Below are 16,738 nucleotides of genomic sequence, written 5' to 3' on the forward strand. Positions count from 1 at the left end.
CACCACAGTCCCAGGGGAGGGAGAAACGTGGTGCTCTCGCGCCCGGTCGAGATCACGCTCGACACCTTGTTGACCGCGTTCCGTCACGCCCGCTGCGGGGATCCGCATCTGATCTTCGCGGGCGGCCTGCGGTACGTGCCGCCGTCGTCGCGGAACGGCGAAGACAGGGCGGCGTTCGAAGAACTCGGCGGGCTTGGCTTCACCGAGGGCAAAAGGCTGACCAGCGATTTCGAGGACGTCCTGCACATCCTCGACCGGCCGCACACCGAGTACTACGCGACCGTCCGGACCGAGGCGGAGCAGTACAGCGTGCTCGTCGCCGTGCGCGGACGGGCGGCGGTCACCGCGATCTGCGAGGACCACCGGGTATGGCTGAAGGGTGTGCGGACCGACGACCGCGCGGCCGCGCTCGTGATGAACCTGCCCGAGTATCCGCCCGCCCACTTCGCGCCGTTTTCGTTGCCACAGGACGACTTCAAGCCCGGTGCCGGAAGCGGCCTCTACGACGACGAGGCCGAGGCACGAAGCCGTGACGCGCGACGGCTGGACGAGGTCTTCGAGCAGCCGTACTTCGGCGTCGGGTTCTTCGCCGCGGCGAAGCATCCCGATGGCGGCAAACGTGTCGAAGCCACCGACGGCCTGACGTATCTGGACATCGACGCCGGACGGGTGGCCATGCACGTGACCGGCTCGGCCACGAACCGGTACATCACCGTCCTGCCCGGCGAACCCACGCTGCTGGCCCAGAAGGTCGCCGCGTTGCGGGCCAGCCTCGACCACTGACGCTCGTGAGTGGTAATGACGGTTCTAACCCTCATTACCACTCACAAGCCGCTACGGAACCGGCGGTATCAGGCTTTCGATCAGGCGCACGGACCGTGCCGGGTCCAGCGCTTTGGCGTCCACAGTGGACTGGAGGTAGGGATCGACGTCCCCTGGCCGATGCAGGAACACCCCGCAGCGCCGCTGGTCCAGATACACCACCGGCCGGTCGTCGCCGAACTCCAGCAGGACGTGGGTGCTGGGATGGCCACCGGCGGTGAAGGGAACGACCCGCAGGTCGACGGCCGGGCGCCGCGCCAGCGCGACGAGATGCCGGAGCTGGTTCGCCATCACGTGCGAGCCGCCGACCTGACGATGCAGAGCCCCTTCATCGAGGTAGGCGACGAATTTCGGCGGATTCTTTCGGTCCAGCACCTTCTGTCGCTCGCGGCGCGATTCGAGCCGCGCTTCGATTTCCCCTGCTGGAACGTCCGCCGCGACCAACGATGCCCTGGCGTACGAAGGAGTCTGCAGCAGCACCGGCAGCGACGCGACGCAGGACGCGACGATTCTGGTGGCGTCGAGTTCATACAGGGCAAGGGTTTTCCGCTGACACGCCAGACCGGCGTCGCCGGTTTCCAGCCAGCTCGGCCGATCGGCGTCACGAGCCAGCCCGATCAGCGCGTCGCGCCGCGCTCCGGTGACCTGGTAGACGGCGAGCAGTGCCGATACCTCTTCGGCCGATGCCGGGCGTAAGCCGGTTTCGATCCGGCTGATCGTCGACTGGGACCAGGCCAGTTTGTCGGCCACCTCGGTCATGGCGAGTCTGCTGCTCTTCCGCGCGAGTCGAAGTCCCTCGGCGAGTGCCCGTGCTCGGGGGCTGGGCTTCGGCTTCGGCATGGCGAGCAACCTGCCAGGTGCGGCCCGGCAATTCAGTGCCCGATACGCGTGAAGGCCCCCTTCCCACGGCTGAGCCGAGGGAAGGAGGCCTTCACGCGCGAACGACTACTTCAGGGCGAAACCGCCGGAGCCCGCCCAGTCGAGGGCGAACGCCGGGATCAGGCCGAGCACCAGCGTGACGATGACGCCGAGCGTGATCGCCGTCGTGGTGAACGCGCCGGGCACGGTGACGGTCGGACCGTCGGGCGCCGGCTCGGAGAAGTACATCAGCACGATCACCCGCAGGTAGAAGAACGCGGCGACGGCGCTGAAGACCAGGGCGACGACGACCAGCGGCGCCATCCCGTCGGACAGGGCGGCCGAGAACACCACGAACTTGCCGACGAACCCACTGGTCAGCGGGATACCCGCCAGCGCGAGCAGCAGGAAGGTGAACACCCCCGCCAGCACCGGCGACCGTTTCGCAAGGCCAGCCCACGCGGACAGGTGCGTCGCCTCGCCGTTCGAATCCCGCACCAGCGAGACGACACCGAACGCGGCGAGCGTGGTGAAACCGTAGGCCAGCAGGTAGAACAGCGTGCTCGACAGGCCTTCCTCGGTCATCGCGATCGCACCCACGAGCAGGAACCCGGCGTGCGCGATGGACGAGTAGGCGATCATGCGCTTCACGTCGGTCTGGGTCAGGCCCAGCACCGCGCCGATCAGCATCGAGATGATCGCGACGCCCCAGAGCACGCCGCGCCATTCCCAGCTGGTCGACTCGAACGCCACCGAGAACACCCGCAGGATCCCGCCGAACGCGGCGACCTTGGTGCAGGCGCCCATGAACGCGGTGACCGGGGTCGGCGCGCCCTGGTAGACGTCCGGGGTCCAGGTGTGGAACGGGCCGACCGACCCCTTGAACAGCAGGCCGACCGCGAGCAGCCCGAGCCCGGCGAACAGCAGCGTGTCCGACCGGTCCGAACCGGCGGCCGCGTTGGCGATGTCCGACAGCTTCACGGAGTTCGCGTAGCCGTAGAGCAGCGCGAGACCGTAGAGGAAGAACGCCGACGAGAACGCGCCGAGCAGGAAGTACTTGACCGCGGATTCCTGCGAGAGCAGGCGGCGGCGCCGCGCGAGCCCGCACATCAGGTACAGCGGCAGGCTCAGTACTTCGAGCGCGATGAACATGGTCAGCAGGTCGTTGGCCGCGACGAACGACATCATGCCGCCGAGCGCGAACAGCGTCAGCGGGAAGACCTCGGTCTGCATACCGGTGGTGCCGACCTGCGCGCGGTCCTGGACCGTGCCGGGGCGGATACCGGCCTGTGCGACGAACGCGCCGCCGGGTTCGACCGAGCGGTCCGCGATCAGCAGCAGCGCGCCCAGTGCCAGCGCCAGCAGTGTGCCCCACAGGAACAGCGAGGGCCGGTCAACGGCGATCGCACCGCTGAAGGTGGTCACGCCGCCCTTCGGCGCGGACGAACTGACGTACCAGGCGAGGAAGACGCCCGCGGCCCCGATCCCCAGCAGGGACAGGAAGACCTGCGACGGCCACCGCATGTGCTTGGGCAGGAAGGCTTCGAACAGCACGCTGACGCATGCCGCCGCGAAGATGATCAACACCGGTGTGACGGCGAAGTAATCGATCGACGGCACCTGCACCGGTGGCGCCTGAGTCAAGAAGAGCACTGTTACTTGCCTCCCTGTACGGACGACATCGTCGCCTGCACCGACGGGGTGATCGTGTCGAGCACCGGCTTGGGATAGAACCCGAGCGCGATGATCAGCACGACCATCGGCGCCAGGATCGCGATCTCCCTGCCGCCGAGGTCCTTGATGGCCTTGGTCGCCCCGAGTTCCGGAGCCATCGCCGTGCCCGGTCCGCCGCCGGCGCCGATCAGGGCGTCACCGCGGACGGGGCCCTGCATGACGCGCTGGTAGAGCCAAAGCACGTACGCCGCGGCCAGCACCATGCCGACCGTCGCGATGATCGTGTACACCGGGTAGTCCACAAAGGACCCCAGCAGCACCAGGAACTCGCTGATGAACGAGTTCGTGCCGGGCAGGGACAAGGTGGACAGACCGGCGATGAGCAGCATCCCGCCGAGCAGCGGGGTCACCTTCGCCATGCCGCCGTAGTCGGAGATCCGGGTGGATCCGCCGCGCATCACGATGAGGCCGACCACCACGATCAGCATGCCGGTGGCGAGGCTGTGGTTGAGCATGTACGACACCGAGCCGACCATCGCCTGCTCGTTGAAGGTGAAGATGCCCAGCGCGATGAAGCCGAAGTGGGCGATCGACACGTAGGCGATGAACCGCTTCATGTCGCGCTGCCCCGCGGCGAGGATGGAGCCGTAAAGGACACCCGCGACGGCGAGCACCAGCACCCACGGCGCGAGTTCCTTGCTGGCCTCCGGGAACATCGGGAGGCAGTAGCGCAGGAACCCGAACGTGCCGACCTTGTCCAGCACACCGACCAGCAGCACCGCGACGCCGATGGGCGCCTGGCCCGCGGCGTCCGGCAGCCAGGTGTGGAACGGCACCAAAGGGGCCTTGATCGCGAACGCGAGGAAGAACCCGAGGAACAGCCAGATCTGGGTGCCCGTCGGGGCGTCGCGGACGACGGTGACGAGCGTTTCCCAGTCGAAGGTGCCCTTGCCGAGCTTGTCCGACGCCAGCGAGTACGCCCCGATCGCCGAGGCCAGCATGATCAGGCCGCCGAGGAACGAGTACAGGAAGAACTTGACCGCCGCGTACTGCCGGTTCGCGCCGCCGTAGCCGCCGATCAGGAAGTACATCGGGATCAGCATGATCTCGAACAGCACGTAGAACAGGAAGACGTCGGTCGCGGCGAACACCGCGATGGTCAGCGCCTCCTGCACCAGGATCAGCGACAGGAACCCGCCCGCCGAGCGCCCGGCCGGGAGCTTGTCGGTCAGGCCCAGCGCGCCGACCACGATCGGCACCAGCAGCCCGATGACCGCGATCATCACCAGCGCGATGCCGTCGATGCCGAACGAGATGTGGATGCCGAAGTTCGGGATCCAGTCCATCGAGGACTTCTGCTGGATCCGGTCCCCGGTCGGCGAGTAGCTCGCCCACATCGGGATCACCAGCAGGAACGTCAGGAGCGACACCACGAGCGCGGTGAGCGTCGCGAGCCTGTCGTTCTTCTTCATCCCCGCGACGACCGCGGCGCCGACCAGCGGCAGCAGGATGGTTGCGAGTACCCAGGTCATGCGAACCTCACCAGCAGAAGTGCCGCCAGAAGCAGGAATGTGCCGCCCAGCATGGACAGTGCGTACGAGCGGACGAAGCCGGTCTGCAGGCGGCGCAGGCGCCCGGACCCGCCGCCGAGCGCGGCGGCGAGGCCGTTGACCGCGCCGTCGACGCCGCGGTTGTCCACGTAGACCAGCGCGCGGGCGAGCCAGGTGCCCGGACGGGCGACCAGCGTCTCGTTCAGGGTGTTGCCGTAGAGGTCGTTGCGCGCGGCCTTGACCACGGCCGAGACCCGCTCGGGCCGTTCCACCGGAACGTCCTTACGACCGACGAAGAGCCACGCGGCCACCGCACCGAGAACGGAGAGCGCCACGGTGAGGATCGGGACCAGCGCGTGCGGGATGACGCTGTGGCCACCCTCTTCGAGCGGGCCGACCACCGGGGAGAGCCATTCGGCGAACCGGTCGCCGAGGGCGAAGAACGCGCCGGCGCCGATCGAACCGACCGCCAGGATGATCATCGGCCACTTCATCACCGCGGGCGATTCGTGCGGGTGGAAGTCGCGGCCGTCGCTGCTCTTGATCTCCTTCCAGCGTTCCTTGCCGAAGAAGGTCATCACCATCAGGCGGGTCATGTAGAACGCGGTGAGCCCGGCGCCGAGCAGTGCCGCGCCGCCCATCACCCAGCCACGCCAGCCGCCCTGGCTCAGCGCCGCTTCGATGATCGCGTCCTTGGTGAAGAAGCCGGACAGCGGCGGGATGCCGATCAGCGCCAGGTAGCCGAGCGCGAAGGTCCAGAAGGTGACCGGCAGGTGCTTGCGCAGCCCGCCGTACTTCCGCATGTCGACCTCGTCGTTCATGGCGTGCATGACCGAACCGGCCCCGAGGAACAGCCCTGCCTTGAAGAAACCGTGGGCCACCAGGTGCATGATGCCGAGCGCGTAGGCGATCGGCCCGAGGCCGACGGCGAGCATCATGTAGCCGATCTGGCTGACCGTGGAGTACGCCAGGACCTTCTTGATGTCGTCGTAGGCGCAACCGATGATGCACCCGATCAAGAGCGTGACCGTACCGACGAGGGTGACGATCAGCCTGCCGTCCGCGGTGGCGTTGAAGATCTCGTGCGCGCGGGCGACCAGGTAGACGCCGGCGGTGACCATCGTCGCCGCGTGGATCAGGGCCGAGACCGGGGTCGGGCCCTCCATCGCGTCGGGAAGCCATGCCTGCAACGGGAACTGACCGGACTTACCGCAGGCGCCCAGCAGCAGCAGGATCGCGATGGCGGTGATGGCGCCGGTGGGGATCTTGTCGATCGCGCCGAAGACCTCGGCGTAGCCGGTGCTGCCGACGTACTTGAACATCAGGAAGATCGCCAGCGCGAGCCCGACGTCACCGACGCGGTTCATCAGGAACGCCTTCTTCGCCGCGGTGGCCGCGGACGGGCGGTCCTGGTACCAGCCGATGAGCAGGTACGACGCGAGGCCGACCCCCTCCCAGCCGAGGTACAGCGTCACGAAGCTGTTGCCCAGCACCAGGATCAGCATCGAGGCGACGAACAGGTTGAGGTACGCGAAGAACCTCGACCGGTCGCGGTCCTCGGCCATGTAGCCGATCGAGTAGAAGTGGATCAGCATGCCGACGCCGGTGATCAGCAGCACGAACGTCAGCGAAAGCGCGTCGATCCGAAGCCCGAAGTCGACCTGCAGCGCCGAAACCGGGATCCACGAGAACAGTTTGACGTCCGCGACGTTCTTCGTGTCGGCCGTGAAGAAGAGGATCAGGCCGTACACAAAGGACAGTGAGACGGTCGCACTGCCGAGGAGGTGTCCCCAGCCCCTGGCTCGCTTACCGGCCAGCAGAAGAATAAGGGCGCCGAGGGCGGGGAAAGCCACCAGCAGCCACGATGATGCGGTCAACTCGGTGCTCCTAGTACTTCAGCAGGTTGGTGTCGTCGACCGAAGCCGAGCGCCGGGTGCGGAAGATCGCCATGATGATCGCCAGCCCCACCACGACCTCCGCGGCGGCGACGACCATCACGAAGAACGCCATCACCTGACCGTCGAGCGACCCGTTGATCCGGGCGAACGTGACCAGGGACAGGTTCGCCGCGTTCAGCATCAGCTCGATGCACATGAACACGACGATCGCGTTGCGGCGTACCAGCACCCCGACCGCGCCGATGGCGAACAGCAGCGCGGACAGGAGCAGGTAGTACGTCGGGGTCATTCCTTCTCCCCTTCAGACTTGCCGACGAGAGCGTGGGCGTCGGGGCCTTCACCGGTACCCGCGACCTGCTTGCGCTCATCTTCCAGCCGCGAAGCCGACGTCGACTCGATGATCTCCGAGAGCGACTCCGGGGCGATCGAACCGTCCGGCAGCAGCGCCGGGGTGGCGACCGAGTTGGCGGTCGCGAAGACGCCGGGGCCGGGCAGCGGCGAAGGCCGGTCGTGCTTGCCGGTGAACCGGTCGACGACGAGTTCCTTCTGGTTCTTCTTGCCGCCCTTGGCATGGCGGTCGGTGAACGCGAGCACCATCGCGCCGAGCGCGGCGGTGATCAGCAGCGCCGAAGTCAGCTCGAACGGGAACAGGTACTTGGTGAAGATGAGCCGTCCCAGCCCGCCGGGGCCGCCGCCGTCGAGGTTCGCCGGGTCGAGCGGCATCGCCGGGGTGACGTTGGCCAGCGCGCGGGCCAGTCCCGCCGCGAGCAGCCCGCCGACGCCGATGCCGAGCAGCGTCGCCATGACCCGCTGTCCCCGCAGTACTTCGACGACCGAGTCCGAACTCTCCCGGCCGACCAGCATCAGCACGAACAGGAACAGCATCATGATCGCGCCGGTGTAGACGATGATCTGCGTGAAGCCGAGGAACGGCGCCTGCTGGATCATGTACAGCGCGCCGAGGCACAGCATGGTCAGCACCAGCCACAGCGCCGAGTGCACGGCGTTGCGGGAGAAGATCATGCCGAGGCCGCCGAGCAGCGCGAGCGGGCCGAGCACCCAGAAGGCGATGGTCTCGCCCGTGGTGATCCCGGCCGAGACGTCCGTCTGCGCGAGGAAAGCCGTGATCACTTGACGGCCTCCGCTTCGGTGGCCCCGGTGGGCTGCTTGCGCGCGAGTTCGGGACCGTTGACGTAGTAGTCCTGCTCGTTGTCGCCCAGCCGCATCGGGTGCGGCGGCTGCTCCATCCCGGGCAGCAGCGGCGCGAGGAGGTCTTCCTTGGTGTAGATCAACCGCTGCCGGTCGTCGTCGGCCAGCTCGTAGAAGTTGATCATCGTCAGGGACCGGGTCGGACAGGCCTCGACGCACAACCCGCAGCCGATGCAGCGCAGGTAGTTGATCTGGTAGTCGGCGCCGTACCGCTCACCGGGCGAGTAACGCGCCTCTTCGGTGTTGTCGCCGCCTTCGACGAAGATCGCGTCCGCCGGGCAGGCCCACGCGCACAGCTCGCAGCCGACGCATTTCTCCAGCCCGTCCGGATGCCGGTTGAGCTGGTGCCTGCCGTGGTAGCGCGGAGCCGCGGGGGCGCCCGCCTCCGGGTACTCCTCGGTGGCGACCTTCTTGAACATCATCCCGAAGGTGACACCGAAACCCTTGATGGGATCAAACATCCCCATCGCCGGCCTCCCTTCCACTGGAAACCGCCGCGGGCTTGCGTTTGGCAGCCCGGGCTTCGGCCTTCGCGAGGGCCTTCTGACGCGGGCTTTTATCCGGGACCACCAAATCAAGTGGCGGTACCGGGAACCCGCCGCCGGTCACCGGGACGTAGTCGTCGTCCGGGACCTTCTTGTCCGGCAGCAGCAGGCTCAGGATGACGACGACGAGGATGAGCGCGCCGCCGCCGATGAGGATCTGCGGGGTGGACAGCCCGCCCGAGTTCTTGATCGCGCGGACCGTGACGATCACGACGATCCAGACCAGGTTGACCGGCACCAGGACCTTCCAGCCCAGCCGCATGAACTGGTCGTACCGCAGCCGCGGCAGTGTGCCGCGCAGCCAGATGAAGCCGAACAGCAGGATGAACAGCTTCGCGGCGAACCAGATCAGCGGGAGCCAGCCCTGGTTGAGGGCGTGGTCGGCGCCGACGAACGGGAACTTCCAGCCACCGAGGAACAACGTGGTCGCGAACGCCGAGACGATCACCATGTTGACGTACTCGGCGAGGAAGAACATCGCGAACTTCATCGAGCTGTACTCGGTGTGGAAACCGCCGACCAGCTCGGATTCGGCCTCGGGGAGGTCGAACGGCGCGCGGTTGGTCTCACCGACCATGGAGATCAGGTAGATCACGAAACTCGGCAGCAGCAGGTAGAAGTACCAGCCGGTCTGCTGCGAGTCGACGATCGCCGACGTCGACATCGACCCCGAGTAGAGGATGACGCCCACAATGGACAGACCCATGGCGATCTCGTAGGAGATCACCTGAGCCGCGCTTCGCAGGCCACCGAGCAGCGGATACGGCGAGCCGGACGACCAGCCCGCCAGCACCAGGCCGTAGACGCCGATCGAGGAGCAGGCCAGGATCACCAGCACGCCGACCGGCAGGTCGACCAGCTGGAGCACGGTCCGCTCGCCGAAGATCGAGACGACCGGCCCGAACGGGATCGCGGCCAGCGCGATCAGCGCCGGCACCGCGGAGATCACCGGCGCGAGGAAGTACACCTTGCGGTCGGCGGTGTCCGGGATGATCTGTTCCTTGAACGGCAGCTTGATCGCGTCCGCGAGGGACTGCAGGTAGCCGCCGGGGCCGACGCGGTTGGGGCCGGGACGGTTCTGCATCCGGCCGACCGCCTTGCGCTCCCAGACGATCAGGAAGATCGTCAGGATCGGGCCGATCAGCAGGATGACGACCGTCTTGATCAGGATCAGCCACAACGGGTCGTCCGCCAGCAGCGCCGCCCGCTCGGCGGCGTCCGGCATCTGGCTGAGCAACGGAGTCACTTCTCACCTCGGCATTCTTCAAAGCCGCGCGACCGCGATCGCGTCGCCAGGGCGCACTCTGGCGATCCCGGCACAGCTGACGAGTCGGGGCGCCCTGCCGCCGCGATAGCGGGGCCTTCGGCCAGCGCGCGGCGTCGTGCTCGGTCACCTGGGCAGAGCAACATCGAACTCACGCCTCCACCCTGGTGAGGGTGACGGCCGAACCGTGTCCAGCGCCGAGAGAGGCGCGGACGGCCGAGCCGTCGGAGTTGCCCGGGAGCCACACGACGCCGTCCGGCAGGTCCGCGATCTCGACCGGCAGCGTGATGGAACCGCGTTCGGTGGAGACCTTGACGGTCTTGCCCAGGCCTTCGGCGGTCTTCGCCGAGAGCTTGGCGACGACCTCGCGTTGCGTGCCCTTGAGGTGCGGCTCGTCGTCCTGCAGCGAACCGTTGTCGATCAGCTGGCGCCAGGTGGCGAGGAGAACCTTGCCGTCGCTCGCGATCGCGGCGGCGGAGGCTGCCACCGGCTCGAAGGTCGACGGCTCGGTCGTGCCAGGGAGCTTCGCCAGATCGGCGGCGGCAGCAGCCGGGGTCTGGGTGAACAGGTCCGCGTCCATCTCGACGGCGAGGGTGTCGAGCACCCGGCAGTCCGGCAGCGCGCCGGTGCCTTCGAGGGTGACGGCGAACTCGCGGCGGCGGCCTTCCCAGTTCAGGTAGCTGCCCGCCTTCTCGACCGCCGGGGCGATCGGGAGGACGACGTTCGCGTGCTCGGTGACCGCGCTGTGCCGCAGTTCCAGGCTCACCACGAACGCCGCGTTGCGCAGCGCGCTCAGGGCGAGTTCCGGGTCGGGCAGGTCGTACGGATCGACCCCGCCGACGACCAGACCGACCAGGTCACCGCGGTCCAGCGACTTGAGGATGCCGGTGGTGTCCAGCCCGGCCTCGGCGGGAAGCGTGACGCCCCAAGCCTTTTCGATCTCGGCGCGAGCCGCGGCGTCGGTGACCGGACGGCCGCCGGGCAGCAGCGTCGGCGCCGCGCCCGCCGCCAGTGCACCGCGTTCACCCGCGCGACGCGGGATCCACGCGAGCCGGGCGCCGGTGCGCTCCACCAGCCGGTGCAGGGCCGAGAACAGACCCGGGACCTCGGCGGCGCGCTCGCCGACGAGGATCACCGCTCCTTCGGCCGAAAGCGCCTGGTCGACGTCCTGCGCGTGCTGCGCGATGCCGTCGATCGCGGCGGCTTCGGCGCCCGGCGCGCAGGCCAGCAGTTCACCGAAGGTCTTGCGGACCGACGAGGTGGTCCACTGTCCCAAGTGGACGACGCGCGTGCGGTTCTTCCGAGCCGCCTTGCGCAGCCGCAGGAACACGATCGGCGCTTCGTCCTCCGGCTCGAAAGCGACGCACAGCACCGTGCGCGCCCGCTCGATCTCGCCGAAGGTGACGCCGCTTTCCGGCGTCGTCCCGACCACGTGCGTCGCGAGGAAGTCCAGTTCCTCGGCCGAGTGCGGGCGGGCGCGGAAGTCGATGTCGTTGGTGCCCAAGGCGATCCGCGCGAATTTCGAGTACGCGTACGCGTCCTCGACGGTCAAGCGGCCACCGGGCAGGACACCGACACCGCCCTTGTTCTTGCTTTCAGCCAGCCCCGCCGCGGCGATCCGCAGCGCGTCGGTCCACGACGCCTCTTCGAGTTCGTCGGTGTCCGGGTTGCGGACCAGCGGGCGGCGGATGCGGTCGTCGGCGGTCGCGTAGCGGAACGCGAAACGGCCCTTGTCGCAGATCCACTCTTCGTTGACCTCGGGGTCGTCGCCCGCGAGCTTCCGCATGACCTTGCCGCGGCGGAAGTCGGTCCGCTCGGCGCAGCCGGACGAGCAGTGCTCGCACACGCTCGGCGAGGACACCAGGTCGAACGGCCGCGAACGGAACCGGTACGCGGCCGACGTCAGCGCGCCGACCGGGCAGATCTGGATGACGTTGCCGGAGAAGTACGACTGGAACGGCTGGCCCGACGTGGTCCGGGAAGCCAGGTCCAGCACGTCCGCGGTCTCCGCCGTGCCGATCTGCTGGTGGGCGCCGCGTTCGAGCAGCTCGATGAACGGGTCGCCGGCGATCTCGCGGGAGAACCGGGTGCAGCGCTGGCAGAGCACGCAGCGCTCGCGGTCCAGCAGCACCTGCGAGGAGATCGGCAGCGGCTTCGGGAACGTCCGCTTCGTGTCGACGAACCGGGAGTCCGCGCGGCCGTGCGCGAGCGCCTGGTTCTGCAGCGGGCATTCGCCGCCCTTGTCGCAGATCGGGCAGTCCAGCGGGTGGTTGATGAGCAGCAGCTCCATCACACCCTGCTGGGCCTTGTCCGCGACGGCAGAGGTCAGCTGGGTCTTCACGACCATGCCGTCGGCGACCGTCACGGTGCACGAGGCCTGCGGCTTCGGCATCGGGCGACCGCCCATTTCGACCTCGACCAGGCACTGGCGGCAGGCGCCCGCCGGGTCGAGCAGCGGGTGGTCGCAGAAGCGCGGGATGACCGTGCCGAGCCGTTCGGCGGTACGGATCAGCAGCTCGCCCTTGGGCGCGATGACCGTTTCACCGTCGATGACCAGCTTGACGTGGCCCTCGGGGACCGGGGTCTCTTCGACCTCGGTCCCGGGCTTGTCGGGTGCGATCGTCATGCCTGCGCCCCCACCAGTTCCTGCTCCTGCTTCGGAGCCTTGTTCTTTTCACACAGCGCGAGGAATTCCTCGCGGAAGTACTTGATCCCGCTCTGGATCGGCGAAACGGCGCCGTCGCCGAGGGCGCAGAACGAGCGGCCGAGGATGTTGTCGCAGACGTCGAGCAGGGTGTCGATGTCCTCCTCGGTGCCGTTGCCCTCGACCATGCGCTCCAGGATCTGCGCCAGCCAGTAGGTGCCCTCACGGCACGGCGTGCACTTGCCGCAGGACTCGTGCTCGTAGAACTGCGTCCACTTCATCACGGCCCACGGCACGGAAACGGTCTCGTTGAAGACCTGCACGGCCGTCGTCCCCAGCATCGACCCGGCTTCCGCCGCCCCTTCGAAGTCCAGCGGAACATCGAGGTGCTCGGCGGTGAACATCGGCGTGGAGGACCCACCCGGCGTCCAGAACTTCAGCGGGATGCCGTCCTTCATGCCGCCGGCCATGTCCAGCAGCTCGCGCAGCGTGGTGCCGAGCGGGCATTCGTACTGGCCGGGCTTCTCGACGTGGCCGGAGATCGAGTAGATCTTCGGACCGGGCGACTTCTCGCGGCCCATCTGGCGGAACCAGTCCGAACCGCCGTTGACGATGTACGGCGCGCTGGCGATGGTCTCGACGTTGTTCACCGTGGTCGGCGCGGCGTAGAGACCCGCGGCGGCCGGAAACGGCGGCTTGAGCCGCGGCTGGCCGCGGCGGCCCTCCAGCGAGTCCAGCAGCGCCGTCTCCTCGCCGCAGATGTAGGCCCCGGCGCCCGCGTGCACGGTGATGTCGAGGTCGAATCCGGAGTCGAGGATGTTCTTGCCGAGGTAACCCGCTTCGTACGCCTCGCGCACGGCCGCGTTGAGACGGCGGATGCAGTGCAGCGCCTCTCCGCGGACGTAGATGAAGCAGTGGTGCGAGCGCATCGCGTACGAGGCGATGATGCAGCCCTCGATCAGCGAGTGCGGGTCCGCCATCATCAGCGGGATGTCCTTGCAGGTACCCGGCTCGCCCTCGTCGGCGTTGATGACGAGGTAGTGCGGCTTGTCCTCGTTCGGCGGCATGAAGGACCACTTGATGCCCGCCGGGAAGCCCGCGCCGCCGCGACCCCGGAGGCCGGAGTCCTTGACCAGCTGGACGATCTGCTCGGGAGTGGCCTTGAGCGCCTTGCGGATCGCGGTGTAGCCCTCAAGGGCTTCATAGGACTGGATCGTCCAGGAGTTGGGCGAAAGCCAGCGCTTCGTGAGGACCGGAGTGATGGGATCGGCCATTACTTCTTCTCCACTTCAGGCAGTGGGACGTCCTTCATCGCGGGCGCGGTCCAGCCGCGGTCCTGCGCGACCTGAGCTCCCCGCAGGGTCTCGACGGCCTGCGAAGGACCGTCGACGTCCGTGCGGTACTGCTGCGCGTCCTCCGGGAAGAACCCGGCGAGCTGCAGTTCGGCGCCCTTGAAGTTCGTCAGCGGCGCGCCGCGCGTCGGCGCGGGCTTCTTGCCCGCCTGCAACGCGTCGACCAGCGCGACGGCCTTGTCCTCGGTCTGGTTGTCGAAGTACTCGTAGTTGACCTGGATGACCGGGGCGAGGTCACAGGCCGCGAGACATTCGGCGTGCTCCAGCGTGATCGAGCCGGGCTCGTTCGGCGTGCCCGCGGTCTCGTTGTGCCCCAACGGCTTCTCTTCGGAGCCGAGATGCGTCTGGAGCTTCTTGTAGATCGCGTCGCCGCCCATGGCCGCGCAGAGCGTATTCGTACACACACTGACCAAATGCTCGCCGCAGGGACGGCGCTTGTACATGGTGTAGAACGTCGCGACCGCGCTGACCTCCGCGTCGGACAGGTCCAGCTGCGAAGCGCAGAAGGCGATGCCCTCCTGGCTCACGTACCCCTGCACCGACTGCACGAGGTGCAGCATCGGCAGCAGCGCCGACCGCGACTGCGGGTACCGCGAGATCAGGTTCTGCGCCTTGGCGTAGGTGTCGGCGTCGAAGATGTCTTCGAGCTTCGCGTTCTCCAGGATCCCTTCCGCCTCGGCGGGATCCGGCGCGATCGCGATCACGTCGACGTCACCGCCGGCGGCGATATGGGTCTGCTCGGCCAGGCTGGTGCCGGGCTCGGGCGTCGGTGTCGTTCCGGGCTGGGTGCTCAACGGTCCACTCCCCCCATGACGGGGTCGATCGAGGCGATGGCGGCGATGACGTCCGCCACCAGGCCGCCTTCGGCCATCGCGGGCATCGACTGCAGGTTCACGAAACTCGGTTCGCGCACGTGGACCCGCAGCGGCCTGGTGCCGCCGTCGGACACGAGATGCGCCCCGAGTTCGCCACGCGGCGATTCCACCGTCGTGTACACCTGGCCCGGCGGGACCTTGAAGCCCTCGGTGACCAGCTTGAAGTGGTGGATCAGCGATTCCATCGACTGGCCCATGATCTTGCGGACGTGCTCGAGCGAGTTGCCCATGCCGTCGCTGCCGATCGAGAGCTGCGCCGGCCAGGCGACCTTCTTGTCCTCGACCATGACCGGGCCCGGCTCGAGCTTCTTCAGGCACTGCTTGATGATCCGCAGGCTCTGGTGCATCTCCTCGACGCGGATCAGGTAGCGCGCCCAGCAGTCCGCGTCGGTCGAGGTCGGGATGTCGAACTCGAACTCGTCGTAGCGGGAGTACGGCTCGGTCTTGCGCAGGTCCCACGGGAGGCCGGCGCTGCGCAGCACCGGACCGGTGACGCCGAGCGCGAGGCAGGCGTCCACCGGCAGATAGCCGACGCCCTTGAGCCGGTTGCGCCAGATCGGCTGACCGGTGAAGAGCTTGTCGTACAAGGGAAGCCGCTCGTCCATCGTCTTGACGAACGCGCTGACCACCTCTTGGTAGTCGTCCGGCATGTCCTGCGCGAGGCCACCGGGCCGGATGAACGCGTGGTTCATCCGCAGGCCGGTGAGGTGCTCCAGCAGGTGCAGGACCTCTTCACGCTCACGGAAACCGAGCGTCATCGCCGTGGTGGCACCGAGTTCCATCCCGCCGGTGGCGATGTAGACCAGGTGCGAACCGATGCGGTTGATCTCCAGCAGCATCACGCGCAGCAGTTCGGCGCGGCGCGGGGCTTGGATGCCGAGCAGCTTTTCGACGCCGAGGCAGTACGCGAGTTCGGTGGAGAGCGGCGCGAGGTAGTCCATGCGCGTCACGAAGGTGACGCCCTGGGTCCACGTGCGGTACTCGCAGTTCTTCTCGATCCCGGTGTGCAGGTAGCCGATGACCGAACGGAGCTGGGTGACGGTCTCGCCCTCCATCTCCAGCACGAGCCGGAGCACGCCGTGCGTCGACGGGTGCTGCGGGCCCATGTTGATGACCATGCGCTCGTCGTGGCGGGAGTCCTCGATGAGGTCTTCCCAGTCACCGCCGGAGACGGTGTAGACACGGCCTTCGGTGGTCTCGCGGGAGTCGGCTTCGGGGACGCTGTTGCTGCCTTCGGGCGAAGTGTCCGTGCCGGTGGTGACGTCGGAGAGGTTTTCGGTGCTCACGAGTAAGACCTCCGCTGGTCCGGCGGCGGGATCTCCGCGCCCTTGTATTCGACGGGGATCCCGCCGAGCGGGTAGTCCTTGCGCTGGGGGTGACCGTCCCAGTCGTCCGGCATGAGGATGCGGGTCAGTGCCGGGTGGCCGTCGTAGACGATGCCGAACATGTCGTAGGCCTCCCGCTCCTGCCAGTCGGCGGTCGGGTAGACCCCGACCAGCGACGGGACGTGCGGGTCCTCGATGTCGAGGGTGACCTCGAGCCGGATGCGGCGGCGGTAGGTCATCGACGTGAAGTGGTAGACCGAGTGCAACCGCTGCGGGACGTCGACGCCGTAGTCCACGCCGGAGACCGAGCTGAGCAGTTCGAAGCGGAGACCGGTGTCGTCACGGAGGACCTTGGCGATCTCGACGAGGTGCTCGCGGGCGACGTAGAAGGTGATCTCGCCGCGGTCGACCGTGGTCTGCAGGACCGCGCTCGCCGGAACCTTGTTGTCCGCCAAGGCCGCGTAGAACTCGTCGGCGAATTCGTCGAACCAGCCGCCGTACGGGCGCTCGGCCGGGGGCGGGCTGTACGCGGGGAGGCGGACGCCGCCGTAGCCGGAGGTGTCACCGGTGCCGTGGACGCCGAACATGCCCTGGCGCTCTTTACCGGTGACGACCGGTTCGGCCGGGCGGGTGCCGCGCGGTTCGAGGCCGCCTTCGGGCCGTTCGGCGCTGGACTGCTCGCCGCCGGTCTCCGGGGTTTCGGGGGAGTTTTCTTCGGGCAC

At 67.9% G+C, this 16,738-nt stretch carries 14 protein-coding genes; 1 reads left to right on the forward strand and 13 read right to left on the reverse strand.

Annotated features, from left to right (window positions below; translation table 11 throughout):
* Nucleotides 1-27 precede the first annotated feature (27 nt).
* Nucleotides 28-783, forward strand: a complete 756-nt coding sequence (locus L324_RS16230; RefSeq protein ID WP_037308353.1) for an ESX secretion-associated protein EspG — start codon at nt 28-30, stop codon at nt 781-783.
* A gap of 51 nt (nt 784-834) precedes the next feature.
* On the opposite strand, the gene L324_RS16235 is transcribed toward L324_RS16230, so the two are convergent.
* From L324_RS16235 to L324_RS16295, 13 genes are all read right to left on the reverse strand, one after another.
* Nucleotides 835-1,662 carry a helix-turn-helix domain-containing protein gene (locus L324_RS16235; protein WP_037308356.1) on the reverse strand — a complete coding sequence of 276 codons (828 nt, stop codon included), beginning with the start codon at nt 1,660-1,662 and terminating at the stop codon, nt 835-837.
* A gap of 105 nt (nt 1,663-1,767) precedes the next feature.
* On the reverse strand, nt 1,768-3,333 hold the full coding sequence (gene nuoN / locus L324_RS16240) for an NADH-quinone oxidoreductase subunit NuoN (protein WP_037308360.1): 1,566 nt from the start codon (nt 3,331-3,333) through the stop codon (nt 1,768-1,770).
* Nucleotides 3,334-3,335: 2 nt separating this feature from the next.
* Nucleotides 3,336-4,886, reverse strand: coding sequence for an NADH-quinone oxidoreductase subunit M (locus L324_RS16245; RefSeq protein WP_037308364.1), 1,551 nt, complete (start codon nt 4,884-4,886; stop codon nt 3,336-3,338).
* Nucleotides 4,883-6,781: an NADH-quinone oxidoreductase subunit L gene (nuoL, locus tag L324_RS16250; RefSeq protein ID WP_037308367.1), complete on the reverse strand. Its 1,899-nt coding sequence runs from the start codon at nt 6,779-6,781 to the stop codon at nt 4,883-4,885. The genes L324_RS16245 and nuoL overlap by 4 nt, the downstream gene beginning before the upstream one ends.
* Nucleotides 6,782-6,791: 10 nt before the next feature.
* Nucleotides 6,792-7,091, reverse strand: a complete 300-nt coding sequence (nuoK, locus tag L324_RS16255) for an NADH-quinone oxidoreductase subunit NuoK (RefSeq protein ID WP_005151882.1) — start codon at nt 7,089-7,091, stop codon at nt 6,792-6,794.
* Entirely contained in the window at nt 7,088-7,933 is an 846-nt protein-coding gene (locus L324_RS16260) for an NADH-quinone oxidoreductase subunit J (protein ID WP_037308373.1), read from the reverse strand. Before L324_RS16260 ends, nuoK begins: the two co-directional genes overlap by 4 nt.
* Complete coding sequence (nuoI, locus tag L324_RS16265) at nt 7,930-8,478, reverse strand: NADH-quinone oxidoreductase subunit NuoI (RefSeq protein ID WP_037308376.1); 549 nt, start codon at nt 8,476-8,478, stop codon at nt 7,930-7,932. Before nuoI ends, L324_RS16260 begins: the two co-directional genes overlap by 4 nt.
* A complete protein-coding gene (gene nuoH, locus L324_RS16270) occupies nt 8,465-9,802 on the reverse strand; it encodes an NADH-quinone oxidoreductase subunit NuoH (RefSeq protein ID WP_037308379.1) in 1,338 nt (445 codons plus the stop codon). The genes nuoI and nuoH overlap by 14 nt, the downstream gene beginning before the upstream one ends.
* A 169-nt stretch (nt 9,803-9,971) precedes the next feature.
* Nucleotides 9,972-12,446: an NADH-quinone oxidoreductase subunit G gene (locus L324_RS16275; protein ID WP_037308382.1), complete on the reverse strand. Its 2,475-nt coding sequence runs from the start codon at nt 12,444-12,446 to the stop codon at nt 9,972-9,974.
* Nucleotides 12,443-13,738, reverse strand: a complete 1,296-nt coding sequence (nuoF, locus tag L324_RS16280) for an NADH-quinone oxidoreductase subunit NuoF (protein WP_037308387.1) — start codon at nt 13,736-13,738, stop codon at nt 12,443-12,445. The genes L324_RS16275 and nuoF overlap by 4 nt, the downstream gene beginning before the upstream one ends.
* On the reverse strand, nt 13,738-14,610 hold the full coding sequence (gene nuoE / locus L324_RS16285; protein WP_037308390.1) for an NADH-quinone oxidoreductase subunit NuoE: 873 nt from the start codon (nt 14,608-14,610) through the stop codon (nt 13,738-13,740). The genes nuoF and nuoE overlap by 1 nt, the downstream gene beginning before the upstream one ends.
* Nucleotides 14,607-15,977 (reverse strand): NADH-quinone oxidoreductase subunit D, encoded by a 1,371-nt coding sequence (locus L324_RS16290; RefSeq protein ID WP_037308394.1) that lies wholly within the window; start codon nt 15,975-15,977, stop codon nt 14,607-14,609. The genes nuoE and L324_RS16290 overlap by 4 nt, the downstream gene beginning before the upstream one ends.
* Nucleotides 15,974-16,738 carry an NADH-quinone oxidoreductase subunit C gene (locus L324_RS16295; protein WP_037308490.1) on the reverse strand — a complete coding sequence of 255 codons (765 nt, stop codon included), beginning with the start codon at nt 16,736-16,738 and terminating at the stop codon, nt 15,974-15,976. Before L324_RS16295 ends, L324_RS16290 begins: the two co-directional genes overlap by 4 nt.

Source organism: Amycolatopsis orientalis DSM 40040 = KCTC 9412, assembly GCF_000478275.1.
Taxonomy (GTDB): domain Bacteria; phylum Actinomycetota; class Actinomycetes; order Mycobacteriales; family Pseudonocardiaceae; genus Amycolatopsis; species Amycolatopsis orientalis.